The organism is Ancylobacter novellus DSM 506, assembly GCF_000092925.1.
GTDB classification, from domain to species: Bacteria; Pseudomonadota; Alphaproteobacteria; order Rhizobiales; family Xanthobacteraceae; genus Ancylobacter; species Ancylobacter novellus.
Genome location: NC_014217.1, coordinates 3,464,981 through 3,482,669, shown reverse-complemented (window position 1 = coordinate 3,482,669; position 17,689 = coordinate 3,464,981). Strand labels below are relative to the sequence as shown.

Sequence of the window (17,689 nt, the reverse complement as noted above, 5' to 3'; positions counted from 1 at the left end):
ATGCCGACGCGACGGCCGGGGCGCAGGTCCCGGCCGTTTCGTTTCGCGGTTGCCTTCAACTTGGGAGGTCCGTAGCCCGGGTCCCTGGATGACCGTCATCCCCGGGCTTGGCCCGGGGATCCACGACTTGCCGGGCGCGCCGAGACGAACCGAAGGCGTGGATGGCCGGGCCAAGCCCGGCCATGACGAGCTTCCAAGTCGAGGCGGCGCTTCAGCGCGCCGTCTGACATGCAACAAGGGCCGCCGCTACAAGAAGCTCTGCGGGTCGATGTCGATCTCGACCCGCAGATTGCCCGTCGCGCGCGGGGCGCCGGCCATCCAGGCGCGGACATAGTTGGAGAGGTCGAAGCCGCGGTCCGAGCGGGCCAGCAGGCGGTAGCGGTGGCGCCCGCGCACCAGCGCCAGCGGGGCTTCCGCCGGGCCGAGCACGCGCACCTCGTTCGACAACGGCGAGCACGCCGCCAGCGCGCGGGCATGCGCCTGCGCGGCATGTGCGTCCGTTCCCGAGACGATGAGCGCGCAGAAGCGGGCGAAGGGTGGCAGATGCGCCTCCTCGCGCACCCCGATCTCGCGGTCATAGAAGGCGTCGCGGTCGCCGGCGACCAGCGCCTGCATCACCGGATGCTCGGGCATGTAGGTCTGGAGGAAGGCCCGGCCCTCCTTCTCGTGCCGACCGGCGCGGCCGGCGACCTGGTGCAGGAGCTGGAAGGTGCGCTCGGCCGCGCGCGGATCGCCATGGCCCAGCCCGACATCGGCATCGATGACGCCGACCAGGGCGAGGCCGGGGAAATTATGGCCCTTGGCGACGAGCTGGGTGCCGACGATGACGTCGACCGCGCCATCCTCGATCGCCTTGAGTTCGGCGCGCAGCCGCTCCACCCCGCCGGCGAGGTCGCTGGAGAGCACCTGAAGCCGGGCGTTCGGCATGAGCTTCGCCACCTCCTCATGCAGCCGCTCGACGCCGGGGCCGCAGGGGATGAGCGAATTGGGCTCATGGCAGTTCGGGCATTCGTTCGGCACCGGCGTGGCATAGCCACATTGGTGGCATTCGAGCCGGCGGCGGAAGCGGTGCTCGACCAGCCAGCTCGAGCAGGACGGGCAGCGTATGCGGTGGCCGCAGGCGCGGCAGAGCGTCAGCGGGGCATAGCCGCGGCGGTTGAGGAACAAGAGCGCCTGCCCGCCTGCCTCGATGGTGCGCTCCATCTCCGCGGCGAGGCGGGGGGCGATCCACTGGCCGCGCGGCGGGCCTTCCTTGCGCAGGTCGATGGGCTCGAGCCGCGGGACCTTGGTGCCGGCGAAGCGCTCGGGCAGATGCAGGCGGCTGTAGCGCCCGCGCCTTGCGTTCACCTCGGTCTCGATGGAGGGCGTCGCCGAGACGAGGACGACCGGCGCCTCCTCCAGCCGCGCCCGCACCACCGCCATGTCGCGGGCGTGGTAGTGGACGCCGTCCTCCTGCTTGTAGGCGCTGTCGTGCTCCTCGTCGACGATGACGAGGCCGAGGTCGCGGAAGGGCAGGAACAGCGCCGAGCGCGCGCCGGCGACCACGCTCACCTCGCCGGAGGACACGCCCTTGAAGACGCGCCCGCGCCGCTTGGTGCCGACCGCGGAATGCCACTCCGCCGGCTTGACGCCGAAGCGGCGGGCGAAGCGGTCGAGGAAGGCCTGAGTGAGGGCGATTTCCGGCATCAGGATCAGCACCTGCCGTCCCTGCCGGATCGTCTCCGCCACCGCCTCGAAATAGGTCTCGGTCTTGCCGGAGCCGGTGACGCCATCGATGAGATAGGGGCGGAAGGCGCGGGCCTTCACCGCCTCGACGAGGCGATCGGCGGCGTCGCGCTGCGCCGGCAGCAGCTCGGGCGCGGAATGGTCGGGGTCGGGCCTCTCGGCGGCGGGCTCGGGCGGCAGCACGACCGTCTCCAGCACGCCGTCGTCCACCAGCCCGTCGACCACGGAAGGGGAGACGCCGGCCTCGCGGGCCGCATCCGTTTTGGAGCGGACGAAGCCGTCGGCCAGCGCCTCGATCACCCGCTCGCGGGCAGCGGTGCGGCGCTGCGGGCGCTGGTCGGTGAGGCGCACGCCGGTGCGCTCGCGGGAAATGCCGGCGCTCTCGTCATGGCGCAGCGCGAGGCGCAGCACCATGCCCGGCGGCGTCACCGTGTAGTCGGCGATCCAGCGGATGAAGGCGAGCATCGCCGGCGAGAGCGACGCGACATCATATTTGCGGTGGATCGGCTTGAGCTTGGCGGGATCCACCGGCTTCGGGTTCTCCGCCGGCGGCCAGACGCAGCCGAGCATCATACGCGGCCCGAGCGGCACCACGACGATGTCGCCGGGCGCCACCTCCATGCCCTCCGGCACGCGATAGGAATAGGCCGAGCCGACCGCCACGGGCAGCAGCACGTCGACGACACTCTCGCGCGGCGGGAAGAGGGACATGGAATCGGCTAGACTCGTTAAGGCTCGGGAAGGGCTAGGGCGGCCAATCTAGCAGGGCTGTCAAGACGAAGCCGAGGCAGGAACATGGCCAGCACCGATGCGCAGAAGGCGGCGCGGGCGGAGATAGCGCTGCTCGCCGGCGCGGCGCCGGACGTGGCCGTCGCGCTGAAGGGCTGGCTGGCCCGGCTCGGCCATGAGCGCCGGCTCTCGCCCAAGACCCGCGAGGCCTATGCCCGCGACATGTCGATCTTCCTCGGCCTGCTCGCCCGCCAGATCGGCCGGCAGCCGGAGATCGCCGATCTCGCGAACCTTTCGCCGCGCGAGGTACGGGCGGTGATCGCCGCCCGCCGCGCGGAGGGCATCGAGGCCCGCACGCAGATGCGCTTCCTCGCCGCCGCCCGTTCCTTCGGCCGGCACATGGAACGCGAGGGGCTGGGCAAGGTCGGCGCGCTCACCGCCGTGCGCGCGCCCCGCATTGCCCGCACTTTGCCGCGCCCGCTCTCGCCGGCGGATGCCCGCGCCATGGCGGACCCCGCCACCCGCGCGGGCGAGGAGCGCGAGCCCTGGGTGCTGATGCGCGACGCGGCGGTGATCGCACTGCTCTACGGCTCGGGCCTGCGCATCTCCGAGGCGCTGGGGCTGATGCGCCGCGACATGCCCGAGCCCGGGCGCGGCGACCAGATCGTCGTCCACGGCAAGGGCGGCAAGACCCGCATGGTACCGGTGCTGCGGCAGGTCGCGGAGATGGTCGACGCCTATGTCTGCGCCTGCCCCTACGAGTTGGAGCCTTCGAGCTCGCTGTTCCGCGGCGCCAAGGGCGGGCCGCTCTCGCCGCGCATCGTGCAACTGGCGGTGGAGCGCATGCGCGGCGGGCTCGGCCTGCCGGACAGCGCCACGCCGCACGCGCTGCGCCATTCCTTCGCCACCCATCTGCTCGGGCGCGGCGGCGACCTGCGCTCGATCCAGGAACTTCTCGGCCACGCCTCGCTTTCCACCACGCAGATCTATGCGGCGGTGGATTCGGCGGCGCTGATGGCCGCCTGGCGCGCGGCGCATCCGCGCGCCCGCTAGGGACAGGCGCGGCGCATCCGCGGGCGCGGTGACAAGGGGGACGTGATGAAGCCCATCCAGCCGATGATCGAGCACATGTCGATCGGCGTTTCGGACTATCGGCGCTCGCTCGCCTTCTACGACGCGGTGCTGGCGCCGCTGGGCTTCGTGCGGGTGTGGGCGCATCCCGAGCCGGAGGGGGAATCGGCCTGCTGGGGACCGCCGGGCGAGGCACCCTCGCCGGAGGGCACGCCCGGCGCGGCACCGTTCTGGATCCAGCACCGGGCCGACAGGATCGCGCCGGTGCCCGGCTTCCATCTCTGCTTCATGGCGCCTTCGCGCAAGGCGGTCGACGCCTTCCACGCCGCCGGCATCGCCACGGGCGGGCGCGACGAGGGGGCGCCGGGGCTCCGGCCGCATTATGGCGAGGGGTACTATGCCGCCTTCCTGTTCGATCCCGACGGCTGGAAGATCGAGGCGCTCACCTACACGGATGCGTGAGACCGGCCGAAATGCCTACCATTGCGGCACTCCGGGACCGGCGGCGGGCTTTTCACCTTGGGTAAGCTGGGCAAGACTTGCCTCACCGGGACCACTCCAGAGGAGGCATTCGATGAAGCGTATCGTCCTCGTCTTCTGCGCGCTCGCATTCACCGGCGCGATCTCCAGCGCCGCCTTCGCCGATTGTTCGCAGGGTCATGCCGCGGCGAAGCCCGTGCAGACCGACAGCAAGGGCTCCTGACGGCGGGCCGCCAGGTTCTTCCCCCTGAACATGACACGGCCCGGAGGCGACTCCGGGCCGTTTTGTGTTTGGCTACGGGCCTGCGTGCTTCGAGGCTCGCTGCGCTCGCACCTCAGCATGACGAGATGCCTCAAGGGAGCAACGTCATCCTGAGGTGCCCGGCATCGCCGGGCCTCGAAGGATGGTTCGTTTCGGCGCGCCCGCCTCACATGTGGATGGCACGCTTCTCCACCGCCATCGCCGCTTCCTTCACCGCCTCGGAGCGGGTCGGGTGGGCGTGGCAGGTGCGGGCGAGGTCCTCGGACGAGCCGCCGAACTCCATCAGCACGGCGCATTCGTGGATCATCTCGCCGGCCTCGACGCCGATGATGTGGGCGCCCAGCACCTTGTCCGTCGTCGCATCCGCAAGGATCTTCACGAAGCCGTCGGTCTCGTCGTTCGCCTTGGCGCGGCCATTGGCGAGGAAGGGGAACTTGCCGACCTTGTAGGCGACGCCGGCTTCCTTCAGCTCCTCCTCGGTCTTGCCGACCGAGGCGACTTCCGGCGAGGTGTAAACGACCGCCGGGATCACGTCGTAATTCACATGGCCGGCCTGTCCGGCCAGCAGCTCTGCCAGCGCCACGCCCTCGTCCTCGGCCTTGTGGGCGAGCATCGGGCCGGCAATGGCGTCGCCGATGGCGAAGATGCCGGGCACGTTGGTACGGTAGTAATGGTCGGTGACGACGCGGCCGCGCTTGTCCTTCTCGACGCCCAGCGCTTCCAGCCCCAGCCCTTCGGTGTAGGGCACGCGGCCGATGGCGACGAGGACGACGTCGGCTTCCAGCGTCTCGGCAGCGCCACCGGCGGCGGGCTCGACGGACGCCTTGAGCGTCTTGCCCTTGCTGTCGACGCCGGTGACCTTCGAGCCGAGCTTGAAGGCGATGCCCTGCTTTTCGAGGATGCGCTGGAAGGACTTCGCCACGTCGAGGTCCATGCCCGGCAGGATGCGGTCGAGATATTCGACCACGGTGACCTCGGCGCCGAGGCGCCGCCACACGCTCCCTAACTCCAGCCCGATCACGCCGGCGCCCACCACGAGCAGCTTGCCCGGCACCTTTTCCAGCGCGATGGCGCCGGTGGACGAGACGATGCGCGTCTCGTCGATCTCGATGCCCGGCAGCTTGGCCACGTCCGAGCCGGTGGCGATGACGATCGCCTTGGTCTCCAGCGTCTGCTGCGACCCGTCCGCCATGGCGACGTCGACCTTGCCGGGCGCGGGGATCGAGGCGGTGCCGTGATAGGTGTCGATCTTGTTCTTCTTCATGAGGAAGGCGACACCCTTGGTGTTGCCGTCCACCGCCTTGTCCTTGAAGCCCAGAAACGCCTTGTGGTCGAGCGTCGGCGCGCCCACCCCGATGCCCATCTCGGCGAAGCGGTGGCCGGCCTCGTCGAACAGGTGCGAGGCGTGCAGCAGCGCCTTGGACGGGATGCAGCCGATGTTCAGGCAGGTGCCGCCGAAGGTGGCGCGCTTCTCGACCACCGCGACCTTGAGGCCGAGCTGGGAGGCGCGGATGGCGCACACATAGCCGCCGGGGCCGGTGCCGATGACGATCAGGTCGTAGGACATGCTCATCTTCTCGTGGATTGCCTGCTGGGAAAGTGCCTGCGGGGGACCCCTGCGCGAGCGTTTTCAAGGCGCGGGTGCAGGCGGGTGAGCCGCTCGAACGCGCCGGAAACTACACACCCCATGACCGGAAGTCACCTGCCCTCAGGGCGCGCCTGCTGCGCGTTTTCGGCGGAGCCTGACGATACGTAAAGTAATTATTCAACTTTCGTCTAAGTTGCAACTTTATTTCACCAGTGCAGGCTTAGTTCGCAAGAATATTTACATTACTTAGGGGAAGGTTTCGTCATGTGGAGTCAGGTCTACAATCCCTTGAATAGCATGGTATTGTCCACGGCTGCCGCGGCGATACCTGTCGTTCTTCTGCTGGTGATGATCGCGTCGGGCAAGATCAAGGCACATCTGGCCGCCGTCATTGCCCTCGTCGTTGCTATACTGATCTCGGTCGCCATTTTCACCATGCCGGCCGGCCTCGCCATACGTGCCGCCATTCTCGGCATCGTGACCGGCCTTTTCCCGATCGGCTGGATCGTCCTCAACGTCATCTTCCTCTACCGCCTCACCGTCGCCACCGGCCGGTTCAAGATTCTCGAACAGGCCATCGGCGGGGTGACGCCGGACCGGCGGTTGCAGCTCCTCCTCATCGCCTTTTCCTTCGGTGCCTTCTTCGAGGGCGCCTCGGGATTCGGCACGCCGGTGGCGGTGACCGGCGCCATATTGATGGGTCTCGGCTTCTCGCCGCTCGCCGCCTCCGGCCTGTCGCTGATCGCCAACACGGCGCCGGTGGCCTACGGAGCCCTTGGAACGCCGATCGTCGGCCTCGCCAGCGTGACCGGGCTCGACCCCTATATGCTCGGCGCCATGGTCGGCCGGCAGCTGCCCTTCTTCTCGATGATCGTGCCGTTCTGGGTGGTGTGCGCCTTCGCCGGCTGGCGGGGCATGAAGGAGGTGTGGCCGGCGATCCTGGTCTGCGCGCTCTCCTTCGCCATCCCCCAGTTCGTCATCTCGAACTTCATCAATCCGTGGATCGTCGACATCGGCGCCTCGCTGATCTCGATGGCGGCGCTGATCCTGTTCCTCAAGGTGTGGCAGCCCAAGAAGCTGTGGCTGTCCCCGGCGCTGCGCACGCACGACGAATCCGCCGGCACCATGCCGCCGGTCTCCGCCGAGCCGCTGGTGAAGCCGACGCGCGCGGAGGTGTGGAGCGCGCTGCTGCCGTGGATCATCGTCTGCGTGCTGCTGCTGATCTGGGGCTCGGGCTGGTTCAAGAACCTGGTGAACCCGATCTTCACCTGGAACTATACGGTCGAGGGCCTGCACAACATGGTGCAGAAGGTGCCGCCGGTGGTGGCCAAGCCCGCGACCGAGAGCGCGATCTTCTCCTTCACCTACCTGTCCTACACCGGCACGGCGATGCTGATCGCGGCGCTGATCTATGGCGCGGTGATCCGCTTCTCGCCGGTGCGGCTGTTCAGGGAGTACCTCCAGACCATCTGGATCCTGCGCGCCTCGCTCGCCACCATCGCCTCGATGCTGGCCATCGGCACGCTGACCCGCTTCTCCGGCCTCGACGCCACGCTGGGCTTGGCTTTCGCGGCGACCGGGGTGCTCTATCCCTTCTTCGGCACGCTGCTCGGCTGGCTCGGCGTGGCGCTGACGGGCTCGGACACGGCGTCCAACGTACTGTTCGGCGGGTTGCAGAAGATCACCTCCGAGCAGCTCGGCCTCTCGCCCATACTGATGGGCGCGGCGAACTCGTCGGGCGGCGTCATGGGCAAGATGATCGATGCGCAGTCCATCGTCGTCGCCTCCACCGCCACCAACTGGTTCGGCCATGAAGGCTCGATCCTGCGCTTCGTGTTCTGGCACTCCATCGTGCTGGCCTGCCTGGTCGGCTGCCTGGTGATGCTGCAGGCCTATGTCCACCCCTTCACGCTGATGGTCATCCATCCGTGAGGGCCTGAACGAGAAAGCCCCCGCGACCGGCCGGTCGCGGGGGCTTTTTTTGTCTGTCGGGCGTCGGCTGCGTCAGAGGTCCAGCACGAGCCGGGTCGGGTCTTCCAGCGCTTCCTTGACGCGGACCAGGAAGGTCACCGCGCCCTTGCCGTCGACGATGCGGTGGTCGTAGCTCAGCGCGAGGTACATCATCGGCCGGGCGACGATCTGGCCCTTCACCACGACGGGGCGCTCCTCGATGCGGTGCATGCCGAGGATGCCCGACTGCGGCGCGTTGAGGATCGGCGTCGACATCAGCGAACCGTAGATGCCGCCATTGGTGATGGTGAAGGTGCCGCCCTGCATGTCCTCGATGCCGAGCTTGCCGTCGCGCGCCTTGCGGCCGAGGCCGGCGATGGTCTTCTCGATCTCGGCGATCGACATCTGGTCGGCGTCGCGCACCACCGGCACGACGAGGCCCTTGTCGGTGCCGACGGCGATGCCGATGTGGTAGTAGTTCTTGTAGACGAGGTCCTGCCCGTCGATCTCGGCATTGACCTCCGGCACGTCCTTCAGGGCCTGGATCACCGCCTTGGTGAAGAAGCCCATGAAGCCCAGCTTCACGCCGTGCTTCTTCTCGAACACGTCCTTGTACTGCGCACGCAGGCTCATCACCGCCGACATGTCGACGTCGTTGAACGTCGTGAGCATGGCAGCGGCGTTCTGGGCTTCCTTCAGGCGGCGCGCAATGGTGACGCGCAGCTTGGTCATCTTCACGCGCTCTTCGCGCGAGGCATCGTCCGGCGCCGAGGGCGCGCGGGCGACGACCGGGGCGCTCGGCGCGGCCGCCGGCGCGGAGACGCCGGTAGCGATGGCCGCGAGCATGTCGCCCTTGGTCACGCGGGCGTCCTTGCCGGTGCCGGCGAGCATGGCCGGGTTGATGCCGCTCTCGCTGGCGAGCTTGGCGACCGCCGGGCCGTTGGCGCCGGCCGGCGCAGCGGCGGGCGCCGCAGGAACCGGAGCCGCCGCAGGCTTGGGCGCCTCGGCCTTGGGAGCTTCGGCCTTGGCCGGGGCAGGCGCCGCGGCGGGGGCCGCCTTGGCGGCGCCGCTGCCTTCACCGATCGAGCCGAGCAGGGCGCCGACGCCGACGGTCTCGCCGTCCTTGGCGACGATCTCGGAGAGCACGCCGGCCGCCGGCGCGGGCACCTCGATCGTGACCTTGTCGGTCTCCAGCTCGACGATCGGCTCGTCGGCCGCAACCGCCTCGCCGGCCTTCTTGAACCACTTGCCGATCGTCGCTTCGGTGACCGATTCGCCCAGCGTCGGAACGCGGATCTCGGTGGCCATGCTCTTTCTTCCTCACCGTTCGCCGGCCCGGTGGCCGGCTCTCCTCGAGTTTCGTGGAATGCTCAGCCCAGCGCGTCCGACAGGAACGCCTTGAGCTGCGCGAGATGTTTGGACATCAGGCCGGTCGCGGTGGCGGCGGAAGCCGGCCGGCCGGTGTAGCGGGGACGGGCGGAGGCGGAGCCCACCTGCTCCAGCACCCATTCCAGATAGGGCTGCACGAAGGCCCAGGCGCCCTGGTTCTTCGGCTCCTCCTGGCACCAGACGATCTCCGCCTGCTTGAAGCGCGAGAGCTCCTGCACCAGCGTCTTCAGCGGGAACGGGAAGAGCTGCTCGACGCGCAGGAGGTAGATGTCGTCGATGCCGCGGCGCTCGCGCTCCTCGTAGAGGTCGTAATAGACCTTGCCCGAGCAGAGCACGACGCGGCGGATCTTGTCGTCGGTCTGGAGCTCGATCGCCTCGGGCAGGCGGTGGCCGGACGCGCCGTCCGCATCGTCCCACAGCACGCGGTGGAACGAGGTGCCCGCCCCCATCTCGGCGAGCTTGGAGACGGCGCGCTTGTGGCGCAGCAGGCTCTTCGGCGTCATCAGAATGAGCGGCTTGCGGAAGTCGCGCTTCAACTGGCGGCGCAGGGCGTGGAAGTAGTTCGCCGGCGTCGTCAGGTTGGCGACCTGCATGTTGTCCTCGGCGCACATCTGCAGATAGCGCTCCAGGCGGGCCGAGGAATGCTCGGGGCCCTGGCCCTCATAGCCGTGCGGCAGCAGGCAGACGAGGCCGGACATGCGCAGCCATTTGCGCTCGCCGGAGGAGAGGAACTGGTCGAAGATGACCTGCGCGCCGTTGGCGAAGTCGCCGAACTGCGCCTCCCACATGGTCAGCGCGTTGGGTTCCGACAGCGAGTAGCCGTATTCGAAGCCGAGCACCGCCTCTTCCGAGAGCATCGAGTTGATGACCTCGTAGCGCGATTGCCCCTCGCGCAGATGGTTGAACGGGGTGTAGCGGTCCTCGTTCTCCTGGTCGATCAGCACCGAATGGCGCTGCGAGAAGGTGCCGCGCTCGCTGTCCTGGCCGGACAGGCGGACCGGATGGCCGTCGAGCAGCAGCGTCGAGAAGGCGAGCGCCTCGGCGGTCGACCAGTCGATCCCGGCGCCGTCCTCGAGGATCGCCTTGCGGCGGGAATCGAGGAAGCGCTGGATGGTGCGGTGGGCGTGGAAGCCCTCCGGCACGGTGGTGATCTTCTGGCCGATCTCCTTGAGCACGTCGAGATCGACGCCGGTGACGCCGCGGCGCGGATCGTCCTCGCTGGCGGCGGCCTTGAGGCCGGCCCAGCGGCCGTCCAGCCAGTCGGCCTTGTTCGGCTTGTAGGCCTGGCCGGCGTCATATTCGGTGTCGAGGCGCGAGCGCCAGTCGGCGCGCATGCGGTCGATCTCGCCCGCCTCCAGCACGCCTTCGGCTTCCAGCTTGCGGGAGTAGATTTCCAGCGTGGTCGGATGCTGCTTGATGAGCTTGTACATCAAGGGCTGGGTGAAGGCCGGCTCGTCGCCCTCGTTATGGCCGAAGCGGCGATAGCAGAACATGTCCACCACCACCGGCTTCTTGAAGCGCTGGCGGAACTCGGTGGCGATCTTCGCCGCGAAGGTCACGGCCTCCGGGTCGTCGCCGTTCACATGGAAGATCGGCGCCTCGATGGTCTTCGCCACGTCCGAGGGATAGGGCGAGGAGCGCGAGAAGCGCGGATAGGTGGTGAAGCCGATCTGGTTGTTGATGATGAAGTGGATCGAGCCGCCGGTGCGGTGACCCTTGAGGCCCGACAGGCCCAGGCACTCGGCCACCACGCCTTGACCGGCGAAGGCGGCGTCGCCGTGCAGCAGCAGCGGCATCACCTGCGTGCGCTCGGTGTCGCCGAGCAGGTCCTGCTTGGCGCGCGCCTTGCCGAGCACGACGGGATCGACGATCTCGAGATGCGAGGGGTTGGCGGTCAGCGACAGGTGCACCTGGTTGCCGTCGAACTCGCGGTCCGACGAGGCGCCGAGGTGGTACTTCACGTCGCCGGAGCCCTCGACCTCGTCGGGGGCCCAGGAGCCGCCCTTGAACTCGTGGAACAGCGCGCGGTGCGGCTTGCCCATGACCTGGGTGAGCACGTTGAGCCGGCCGCGATGGGCCATGCCCAGCACGATCTCCTTCACGCCGAGATTGCCGCCGCGCTTGATGATCTGCTCCAGCGCCGGGATCAGGCTCTCGCCGCCATCGAGGCCGAAGCGCTTGGTGCCGGTGTAGCGGACGTCGAGGAACTTCTCGAAGCCCTCGGCCTCGACCAGCTTGTTGAGGATGGCGCGCTTGCCCTCGCGGGTGAAGCTGATCTCCTTGTCCGGACCCTCGATGCGCTCCTGGATCCACGCCTTCTCCTCGGGCGAGGAGATGTGCATGAACTCGACGCCGAGCGTCTGGCAGTAGGTGCGCTGGAGGATGGCCACCATCTGGCGGACGGTGGCGAATTCGAGCCCGAGCACATGGTCGATGAAGATCGGCCGGTCGAGGTCGGCCTCGCGGAAGCCGTAGGAGGCGGGGTCGAGCTCGGGAGCCGAGCGCTCCGGCTCAAGGCCCAGCGGGTCGAGCTTGGCGTGCAGGTGGCCGCGCATGCGGTAGGCGCGGATCATCATCAGCGCCTTGACCGAGTCGCGGGTGGCCTGCTGCACGTCGGCGCTGGTCAGCTCGACGCCGGCCTTCTGCGCCTTCTCGGCGGCCTTGGTCTCGATCTTCTTGCCGACCGCCTTCTCGACCTCGATCCAGTTGCCGTCGAGCGCCGAGACCAGCTCGCCATTGGCGTGGATCGGCCAGCCCTCCTTCTTCCAGGAGGCGCCGCGGGCGCTCTTCTCGACGTCGGCCGGGGTGTCCTTCAGCCCGGCGAAGAAGGCCTGCCACTCGGCGTCGACCGAGGAGGGGTCGGCCTCGTAGCGGGCATAGAGGTCTTCGATCCAGGCCGCATTGGCGCCGTAGAGGAAGGAGGTGTTGAGGAAAGCTTCGTTCAAGTCCGCGCGCGACATCGTCGGCTCCTGGGGGACCGTTGCGGTCCGGGTGGCGGGGCTTTGCTGCCGAAGATCGGCCGGCCCGTCGGGCCTGATCGTCTGCGGTGCCTTGGTAGGCGAGGCGAAAGCCAAGTAGGCGTCTATATAGGTCTCGTGTTCACTTCATGAATGCCGCAGGAATGCGGCGCCGGAATGCAAAAAGCGCACGCCGGTATTATCAGGCACTATCAGCCTCTTGCGCCGGTTTGACCAGCAGCGGAGCCGTCTCCGCCGCCATCTTCCCGGCCTCAAGACCGATCACGTCCTCGCGACATCGGCGCGTGCGGGGCGGGCACCCGGTCGGAGCGCCCGCCTGCGTCGCTCACTTGCCGAGGTCGGGCGCGATCTTCTGGCACTCGCCGACCAGCTCCTTCACGGAGGCGATCGACTTGTCGAGCATGGCCTGCTCGGCCCCGTCGAGGCCGATCTCCACGATGCGCTCGACGCCGCCGGCGCCGATGATGACGGGCACGCCGAGATAGAGGTCGTCCACGCCGTACTGGCCGGTGAGATGGGCCGCGGCCGGCAGCAGGCGCTTCTTGTCGCGCAGATAGGAGGTCGCCATCTCGATGGCCGAGGCGGCAGGCGCGTAGAAGGCCGAGCCGGTCTTCAAGAGGTTGACGATCTCCCCGCCGCCCTTGCGGGTGCGCTCGACGATGGCGTCCACCTTCTCCTGCGTGGTCCAGCCCATCTTGACGAGGTCGGGCAGCGGGATGCCGGCGACGCCGGAATAGCGCACCAGCGGCACCATGTCGTCGCCATGGCCGCCGAGCACGAAGGCGGTGACGTCCTCGACCGAGACATTGAACTCGTCGGCGAGGAAGTAGCGGAAGCGCGCGGAATCGAGCACGCCGGCCATGCCGACGACCTTGCTGGTAGGCAGGCCCGAGGCCTTCTGCAGCGCCCACACCATGGCGTCGAGCGGATTGGTGATGCAGATGACGAAGGCGTTCGGGGCGTAGGTCTTGATGCCCTGGCCGACCTGCTCCATCACCTTCAGGTTGATGCCGAGGAGGTCGGAGCGGCTCATGCCCGGCTTGCGCGGCACGCCGGCGGTGACGATGACGACGTCGGCGCCCTGGATAGCCTCATAGCCGTTGGTGCCCACCAGCTTGGCGTCGAAGCCGAGAACCGGGGACGCTTCCGCGATGTCGAGAGCCTTGCCCTGCGGGATACCCTCCGCCACGTCGAACATGACGACGTCGCCGAGTTCCTTGAGACCGGCGAGAAGGGCGAGCGTGCCGCCGATCTGTCCAGCCCCGACCAGTGCAATCTTTGCTCGAGCCATGAGATATCCTGACTTTCCGAGGGAGGGTGCGGCGGTCCGCCGCGCGGGCTTCCGATAAACCTTATCGCCGTAGGGTTCAAGCGATGAAGGACGGCAGCGTAAACCCGTCCAACTACGACTTTCGACGCTACTTCTGGTATACGAAATACGAGATGCCTACCGTCGCCGTTCCGCGAGATCTTCCATCAATTCGATCTGTATCGCCTGTATCTCGGCAAGACGCTCCCATTGCCGCGTGAGCAGGTGGTCGATCTTCTCGTGCAGGTGCTGGATCTCCAGCTCGGCCTTGAGATTGACCCGGTAGTCGTTCTCCGAGCGCCGGCGATCCTTCGCCTCCTGGCGTTTCTGGCTCATCATGATGACGGGCGCTTGAAGGGCGGCGATGCAGGACAGCACGAGATTCAGCAGGATGAACGGGTAGGGGTCGAAGGCGCCGAGCAGCCCGGCGACGTTCAGCGCCATCCAGATGCTGATGAACACCATGAACGAGATGATGAAGGTCCAGCTGCCGCCGAAGGAGGCGATGAGGTCGGCGGCGCGCTCGCCCAAGGTGCGGTCGCTGTCGATCTCCCGTTCGATGTTCTGCGTGATGATGTCGTCGTCCGCGAGGCTGCGGATGACGTCGTGGTCGAGCTGGCTGAGGTCGCCGCGCTCGGCCTGCAGCGTGGCGGCGACATAGGCGGCGCGCTCCTTGGCCAGCGCGGCGCGGGAGATGTAGGCGTCCGGCGCGATGTCCGGGTGCATCGCCTTGATGTGCTCGGCGAGCGCCGGGCGGATCATGTCGAGCCGGACGCCGTTGCGGTCCGACACAATGCGGCCGGTGAGGGCGCATGTGTGCGTCGGCAGATCGCCCTTGTGATGTATGTGCTTGCTCATGCCGGAGCATCCGGAAGGAGGTGTCTTTTTTCCAGATTGGCGGCTGGCGCCCGGTAATCAAGTCTTGCGGTCAGGTCTCGACCAGGCCGGTCGTGTTGCCGCTGGCCTCGGAATCGCCGCGGCCGTGCGGGCGCGCAAGGTAGTCGTCCGAGCGCATCTCGTGCAGGCGCGAGACGGTGCGCGCCCATTCGAACGCTTCCGCGCCCTCGGTGCCGAGATAGAGCTGCTCGGGCTCGGCGTCGGCCGAGGCGACCAGCTTGACGCCCTTGTCATAGAGCTCGTCGATCAGGGTGATGAAGCGCTTGGCCTCGTTGCGCCGGTCCTGGTCGAGCTGGGGAATGTGGTCGATGACGATGGTGTGGTAGGCGCGGGCGAGGCGCAGATAGTCGGAGGCGCCGAGCGGCGTGCCGCACAACTGCTCGAAGGAGAAGCGCGCCGCGCCGCCGCCGGCGCGGGGGACGTGGATGATGCGCCCGCCCGAGGCGAGCTTTGCCGGTGCGCCGCCGTCGACGCCGGCGATGCGATGCCAGATCTTCTCCATCTCGCGGTCGATGTCGGCGAGCGTCTCGTGTGCCGCCGGCACGTACCAGGTGCGGGCGCCGCCGAGCTTCTCCATGCGGTAGTCGGTGGGCGAGTCGATGCGCACCACCTCCATATGCTGCTCGATCAGGCCGATGAATGGCAGGAACAGCGCGCGGTTGAGCCCGCCCTTGTAGAGGTCCTGCGGCGCCACGTTCGAGGTGGCGACGATGACCACGCCGAACTCGAACAGCTTCTCGAACAGCCGGCCGAGGATCATCGCATCGGCGATGTCGGTGACGTGGAACTCGTCGAAGCAGAGCAGCCAGGCTTCCTCGTAGAGCGCTACCGCGACGATGGCGATCGGGTCGCCCTCCTTGATCTTGCCCGCCTTCATGTCGGCGCGGACCTGGAAGATGCGCGCATGCACGTCGGCCATGAATTCGTGGAAATGCGCCCGGCGCTTACGCTTCTTGACCGCGACGCTCTCGTAGAACAGGTCGACCAGCATGGTCTTGCCGCGGCCGACGGCGCCGTGGATGTAGAGGCCGCGCACCTTCGGGATGGTGTCCTCGCGGCGGGCGAACAGCCAGCCCAGCGCGGAGGACTTGCGGGCGAGGCGGCGGGCGGCGATGCGTTGCTCCAGGGCCGCGAGCGCCGCGACCACCTTGGCCTGGCCGCTGTCCGGCAGGATGTCGCCGATAGCCATGCGGGCGACATACCGCGCCGCCAGCACCGAGCCGCCGGCCTCCGCCGTCACCGTGTCCATACGGACCTCACTCCCGCGCTATTGCAGCGCACGCTTAGCGGCAGCGGGCCGTCGCAGCAAGCGCCGGCGATTTCGCGGCGGCGGTGCGAAGGCGGCTCGGTGGAGGACGCGGCACGGTCGGCAGAAGCACAACGCGCCGCAGCCCGTTTGACGTCCGAACGGGCGCTGCTGCAAGCGCAACGGTAAGGTTTCGCATTTTGCATGGCAGATCTGCGGGAACCGAAGGCCTCGTCATCGCGTTGCTCGCCTCTTGCCTTGACGCTGTCACGGTCGTTCCCGCAATGTTCGAGCTCCAGAGTTCAGCGGGGGTCCCATGCAGCGGGAACGCGTTCTGAAGTCGGGCAGCGCCTTGTCGGCCCTTTGCCTGAGTGTGCTTGCCTTGTGCAACCTGTCCGGCACCGCCGCTGCCGTGGAAGCCAAGAACGCGGCGGGCAGCCTCGCCCCCTCCGCAATCGTGATCGACGAGGACAACCGTCTCAGCCGCGACCAGTACGCCCGCGCGAACGGGATGTCGGCCGCCGCCGTTGCCGGCCGCTTCGGCGCCACCGGCATCGTGCGCTGCGGCTCGGCCGCCGGCACGGGCCAACTGGTCGGCGCCAGCAACGTGCTGGTGACCGCCGCGCATGTGCTGTTCTCCCCCGGCGGGGAGCCGCGCGGCGAGGGCGCGAGCTGCACCTTCCAGATCGATGCCGGCGGGCGCCGGCAGGTCATCCCGATCATCGTCGACAAGGTGGTGTGCGGCGCGCGCGAGCCCTATGCCGAGCCGGCGGTGAAGGACTGGGCGGTGGTGCCGCTCGCTTCTTCGGTCAGTGGCGCGAAGCCCTACATGCCCGCGAAGATGAGCGTGCCCGGCGATGTCGTGCTCGCCGCGGCGGCGCGCTCGGGCGGGGTCGAGAGCTATTCGCTTCAGCGCTGCAAGGCCCGCAAGGTGACGGCGACCACGCCGAGCGGCCTGCGCGAGGTGGCGATAGACTGCGACGCCGAGGGCGGGGTCTCCGGCGCGGCGATCCTCTCGCCCAGCGGCGGCCTGGTCGGCGTCTATGTCGGCTTCCGCTCCGCCCATCCGGGCCAGGCCGGCCCGTTCTCCATGAGCCACTACAATTTCGGCGTCACCGCCGAGGGCTCGCTGCGCCAGGCGATCAGCCAGGTGGTCAGCCGCAACACGCAGAGCGCCAGCGTCGCTCCCTGAGGCTGTTGCGGCGGCGTATGTCGTCGGCAGTGCTACGCATTGGCCGCCGCCTGATTGAGGCGTAAAAAAGGGCTGGCTCGCCCTTCCGCATGCGAGCCATGCAGTCGCGTGAGTTGTATTGTTGTGCGTCGCGCATATTTCTGCTGCGCCGCACAATAACAAGGCGGCGCCAGACAGGCCGACGCTCATGACTACGCCCGCACTCGCCTCCGCCCCGGAGGACAACGCCTTGCCCCACGCCGCCCCGGAGCGGCTGGACGGCCATATCCGCAAGCTTGTGCCGGCGGAACGCCAGGCGGTGCTCGACCATTTTCTGCGCCTCGATCCTCTCAGCCGTTTCATGCGCTTCGGCGGCGTCGTCTCGGACGCGGCGCTGGCGCGCCATGCCTCCCGCGTCGTGTCGAGCGAGGCGAGCGCCATCGGCTATTTCGTCGATGGTGAATTGCGCGCCATCGCCGAGCTGCACCCGATCGGCCGGCGTCCCGGCAAGCCCGCCGCCGCGGAGGCGGCTTTCAGCGTCGAGCGGCCCTGGCAGGGCAAGGGCGTCGGTTCCGCACTGATGCGCCATCTCGTGCTGCTGGCGCAGAACCGCGGCATCGAGGAATTGCAGGTGATCTTCCTGCCCAATAACGGGCCGATGAAGCATCTTGCCGTGCACAACGCCGCCGAGCTCTCGCGCGACGACGAGGAGATGATCGGCCGCATGCGCGCCCCGCGCGCCACCCTGTTCTCGCAAACGCGCGAGTTCCTCGGCGACATCTTCGCCATCTTCTCCTCGGCCTTCGACCTGCAGGAGCGCCTGCTGCCGCCCTCCATGCGCGGCAACTAACGCGCGGGCCGCGCCGCTGCGTTAGGGCGGCGCCTTGACTTGGC

Annotated in this window: 13 protein-coding genes; 6 read left to right on the top strand and 7 right to left on the bottom strand. The window is 68.3% G+C overall.

The genetic code is table 11. The annotated features are described in order from the left end of the window. Positions 1-246: 246 nt before the first annotated feature. Positions 247-2,436 carry a primosomal protein N' gene (locus SNOV_RS16425; protein ID WP_013168083.1) on the bottom strand — a complete coding sequence of 730 codons (2,190 nt, stop codon included), beginning with the start codon at positions 2,434-2,436 and terminating at the stop codon, positions 247-249. An 84-nt stretch (positions 2,437-2,520) separates the two neighbouring features. Here SNOV_RS16425 and SNOV_RS16420 point away from each other — a divergent pair, with 84 nt between their 5' ends. The 3 genes from SNOV_RS16420 (at position 2,521) to SNOV_RS24275 (ending at position 4,228) form a co-directional block, all read left to right on the top strand. Next, complete coding sequence (locus tag SNOV_RS16420; RefSeq protein WP_013168082.1) at positions 2,521-3,507, top strand: tyrosine recombinase XerC; 987 nt, start codon at positions 2,521-2,523, stop codon at positions 3,505-3,507. A 63-nt stretch (positions 3,508-3,570) separates the two neighbouring features. Then, a complete protein-coding gene (locus tag SNOV_RS16415) occupies positions 3,571-3,987 on the top strand; it encodes a VOC family protein (protein ID WP_187291154.1) in 417 nt (138 codons plus the stop codon). A gap of 112 nt (positions 3,988-4,099) precedes the next feature. Then, positions 4,100-4,228, top strand: coding sequence for a hypothetical protein (locus tag SNOV_RS24275; RefSeq protein ID WP_013168080.1), 129 nt, complete (start codon positions 4,100-4,102; stop codon positions 4,226-4,228). Between the two features lie 205 nt (positions 4,229-4,433). Here the strand turns inward: SNOV_RS24275 and lpdA are convergent, their stop codons facing one another. Beyond that, complete coding sequence (lpdA, locus tag SNOV_RS16410; RefSeq protein WP_013168078.1) at positions 4,434-5,834, bottom strand: dihydrolipoyl dehydrogenase; 1,401 nt, start codon at positions 5,832-5,834, stop codon at positions 4,434-4,436. Between the two features lie 285 nt (positions 5,835-6,119). Between lpdA and SNOV_RS16405 the strand changes: the two genes are divergently transcribed. Then, positions 6,120-7,787 (top strand): L-lactate permease, encoded by a 1,668-nt coding sequence (locus SNOV_RS16405; RefSeq protein ID WP_013168077.1) that lies wholly within the window; start codon positions 6,120-6,122, stop codon positions 7,785-7,787. Between the two features lie 72 nt (positions 7,788-7,859). Here SNOV_RS16405 and odhB read toward each other — a convergent pair whose 3' ends face one another. The 5 genes from odhB to zapE all read right to left on the bottom strand — a co-directional run bounded on the left by odhB (position 7,860) and on the right by zapE (position 15,627). Then, on the bottom strand, positions 7,860-9,113 hold the full coding sequence (gene odhB, locus SNOV_RS16400; protein WP_013168076.1) for a 2-oxoglutarate dehydrogenase complex dihydrolipoyllysine-residue succinyltransferase: 1,254 nt from the start codon (positions 9,111-9,113) through the stop codon (positions 7,860-7,862). A gap of 62 nt (positions 9,114-9,175) precedes the next feature. Beyond that, the gene (locus SNOV_RS16395; RefSeq protein ID WP_013168075.1) at positions 9,176-12,154 is read right to left on the bottom strand and encodes a 2-oxoglutarate dehydrogenase E1 component; all 2,979 of its coding nucleotides are present in this window, start codon (positions 12,152-12,154) and stop codon (positions 9,176-9,178) included. A gap of 343 nt (positions 12,155-12,497) precedes the next feature. Next, complete coding sequence (gene mdh / locus SNOV_RS16390) at positions 12,498-13,463, bottom strand: malate dehydrogenase (protein ID WP_013168074.1); 966 nt, start codon at positions 13,461-13,463, stop codon at positions 12,498-12,500. A gap of 156 nt (positions 13,464-13,619) precedes the next feature. Next, positions 13,620-14,339 (bottom strand): DUF1003 domain-containing protein, encoded by a 720-nt coding sequence (locus SNOV_RS16385; protein WP_013168073.1) that lies wholly within the window; start codon positions 14,337-14,339, stop codon positions 13,620-13,622. 70 nt (positions 14,340-14,409) lie between these two features. Beyond that, positions 14,410-15,627 (bottom strand): cell division protein ZapE, encoded by a 1,218-nt coding sequence (gene zapE, locus SNOV_RS16380; protein WP_013168072.1) that lies wholly within the window; start codon positions 15,625-15,627, stop codon positions 14,410-14,412. A gap of 370 nt (positions 15,628-15,997) precedes the next feature. On the opposite strand from zapE, the gene SNOV_RS16375 reads away from it, so the two are divergent. Beyond that, the gene (locus SNOV_RS16375) at positions 15,998-16,816 is read left to right on the top strand and encodes a trypsin-like peptidase domain-containing protein (RefSeq protein ID WP_417872115.1); all 819 of its coding nucleotides are present in this window, start codon (positions 15,998-16,000) and stop codon (positions 16,814-16,816) included. Positions 16,817-17,003: 187 nt separating this feature from the next. Then, positions 17,004-17,645: a GNAT family N-acetyltransferase gene (locus tag SNOV_RS16370; RefSeq protein ID WP_013168070.1), complete on the top strand. Its 642-nt coding sequence runs from the start codon at positions 17,004-17,006 to the stop codon at positions 17,643-17,645. The last annotated feature ends 44 nt before the right edge of the window (positions 17,646-17,689 follow it).

Excerpts from the sequence above, each read along its gene's own strand:
- SNOV_RS16370 (WP_013168070.1), top strand. The coding sequence starts at position 17,004 with ATGACTACGCCCGCACTCGCCTCCGCCCCGGAGGACAACGCCTTGCCC.
- odhB (WP_013168076.1), bottom strand. The coding sequence starts at position 9,113 with ATGGCCACCGAGATCCGCGTTCCGACGCTGGGCGAATCGGTCACCGAA.
- SNOV_RS24275 (WP_013168080.1), top strand. The coding sequence starts at position 4,100 with ATGAAGCGTATCGTCCTCGTCTTCTGCGCGCTCGCATTCACCGGCGCG.
- zapE (WP_013168072.1), bottom strand. The coding sequence starts at position 15,627 with ATGGACACGGTGACGGCGGAGGCCGGCGGCTCGGTGCTGGCGGCGCGG.
- SNOV_RS16415 (WP_187291154.1), top strand. The coding sequence starts at position 3,571 with ATGATCGAGCACATGTCGATCGGCGTTTCGGACTATCGGCGCTCGCTC.
- SNOV_RS16420 (WP_013168082.1), top strand. The coding sequence starts at position 2,521 with ATGGCCAGCACCGATGCGCAGAAGGCGGCGCGGGCGGAGATAGCGCTG.
- SNOV_RS16385 (WP_013168073.1), bottom strand. The coding sequence starts at position 14,339 with ATGAGCAAGCACATACATCACAAGGGCGATCTGCCGACGCACACATGC.
- SNOV_RS16395 (WP_013168075.1), bottom strand. The coding sequence starts at position 12,154 with ATGTCGCGCGCGGACTTGAACGAAGCTTTCCTCAACACCTCCTTCCTC.
- mdh (WP_013168074.1), bottom strand. The coding sequence starts at position 13,463 with ATGGCTCGAGCAAAGATTGCACTGGTCGGGGCTGGACAGATCGGCGGC.
- SNOV_RS16425 (WP_013168083.1), bottom strand. The coding sequence starts at position 2,436 with ATGTCCCTCTTCCCGCCGCGCGAGAGTGTCGTCGACGTGCTGCTGCCC.
- lpdA (WP_013168078.1), bottom strand. The coding sequence starts at position 5,834 with ATGTCCTACGACCTGATCGTCATCGGCACCGGCCCCGGCGGCTATGTG.
- SNOV_RS16405 (WP_013168077.1), top strand. The coding sequence starts at position 6,120 with ATGTGGAGTCAGGTCTACAATCCCTTGAATAGCATGGTATTGTCCACG.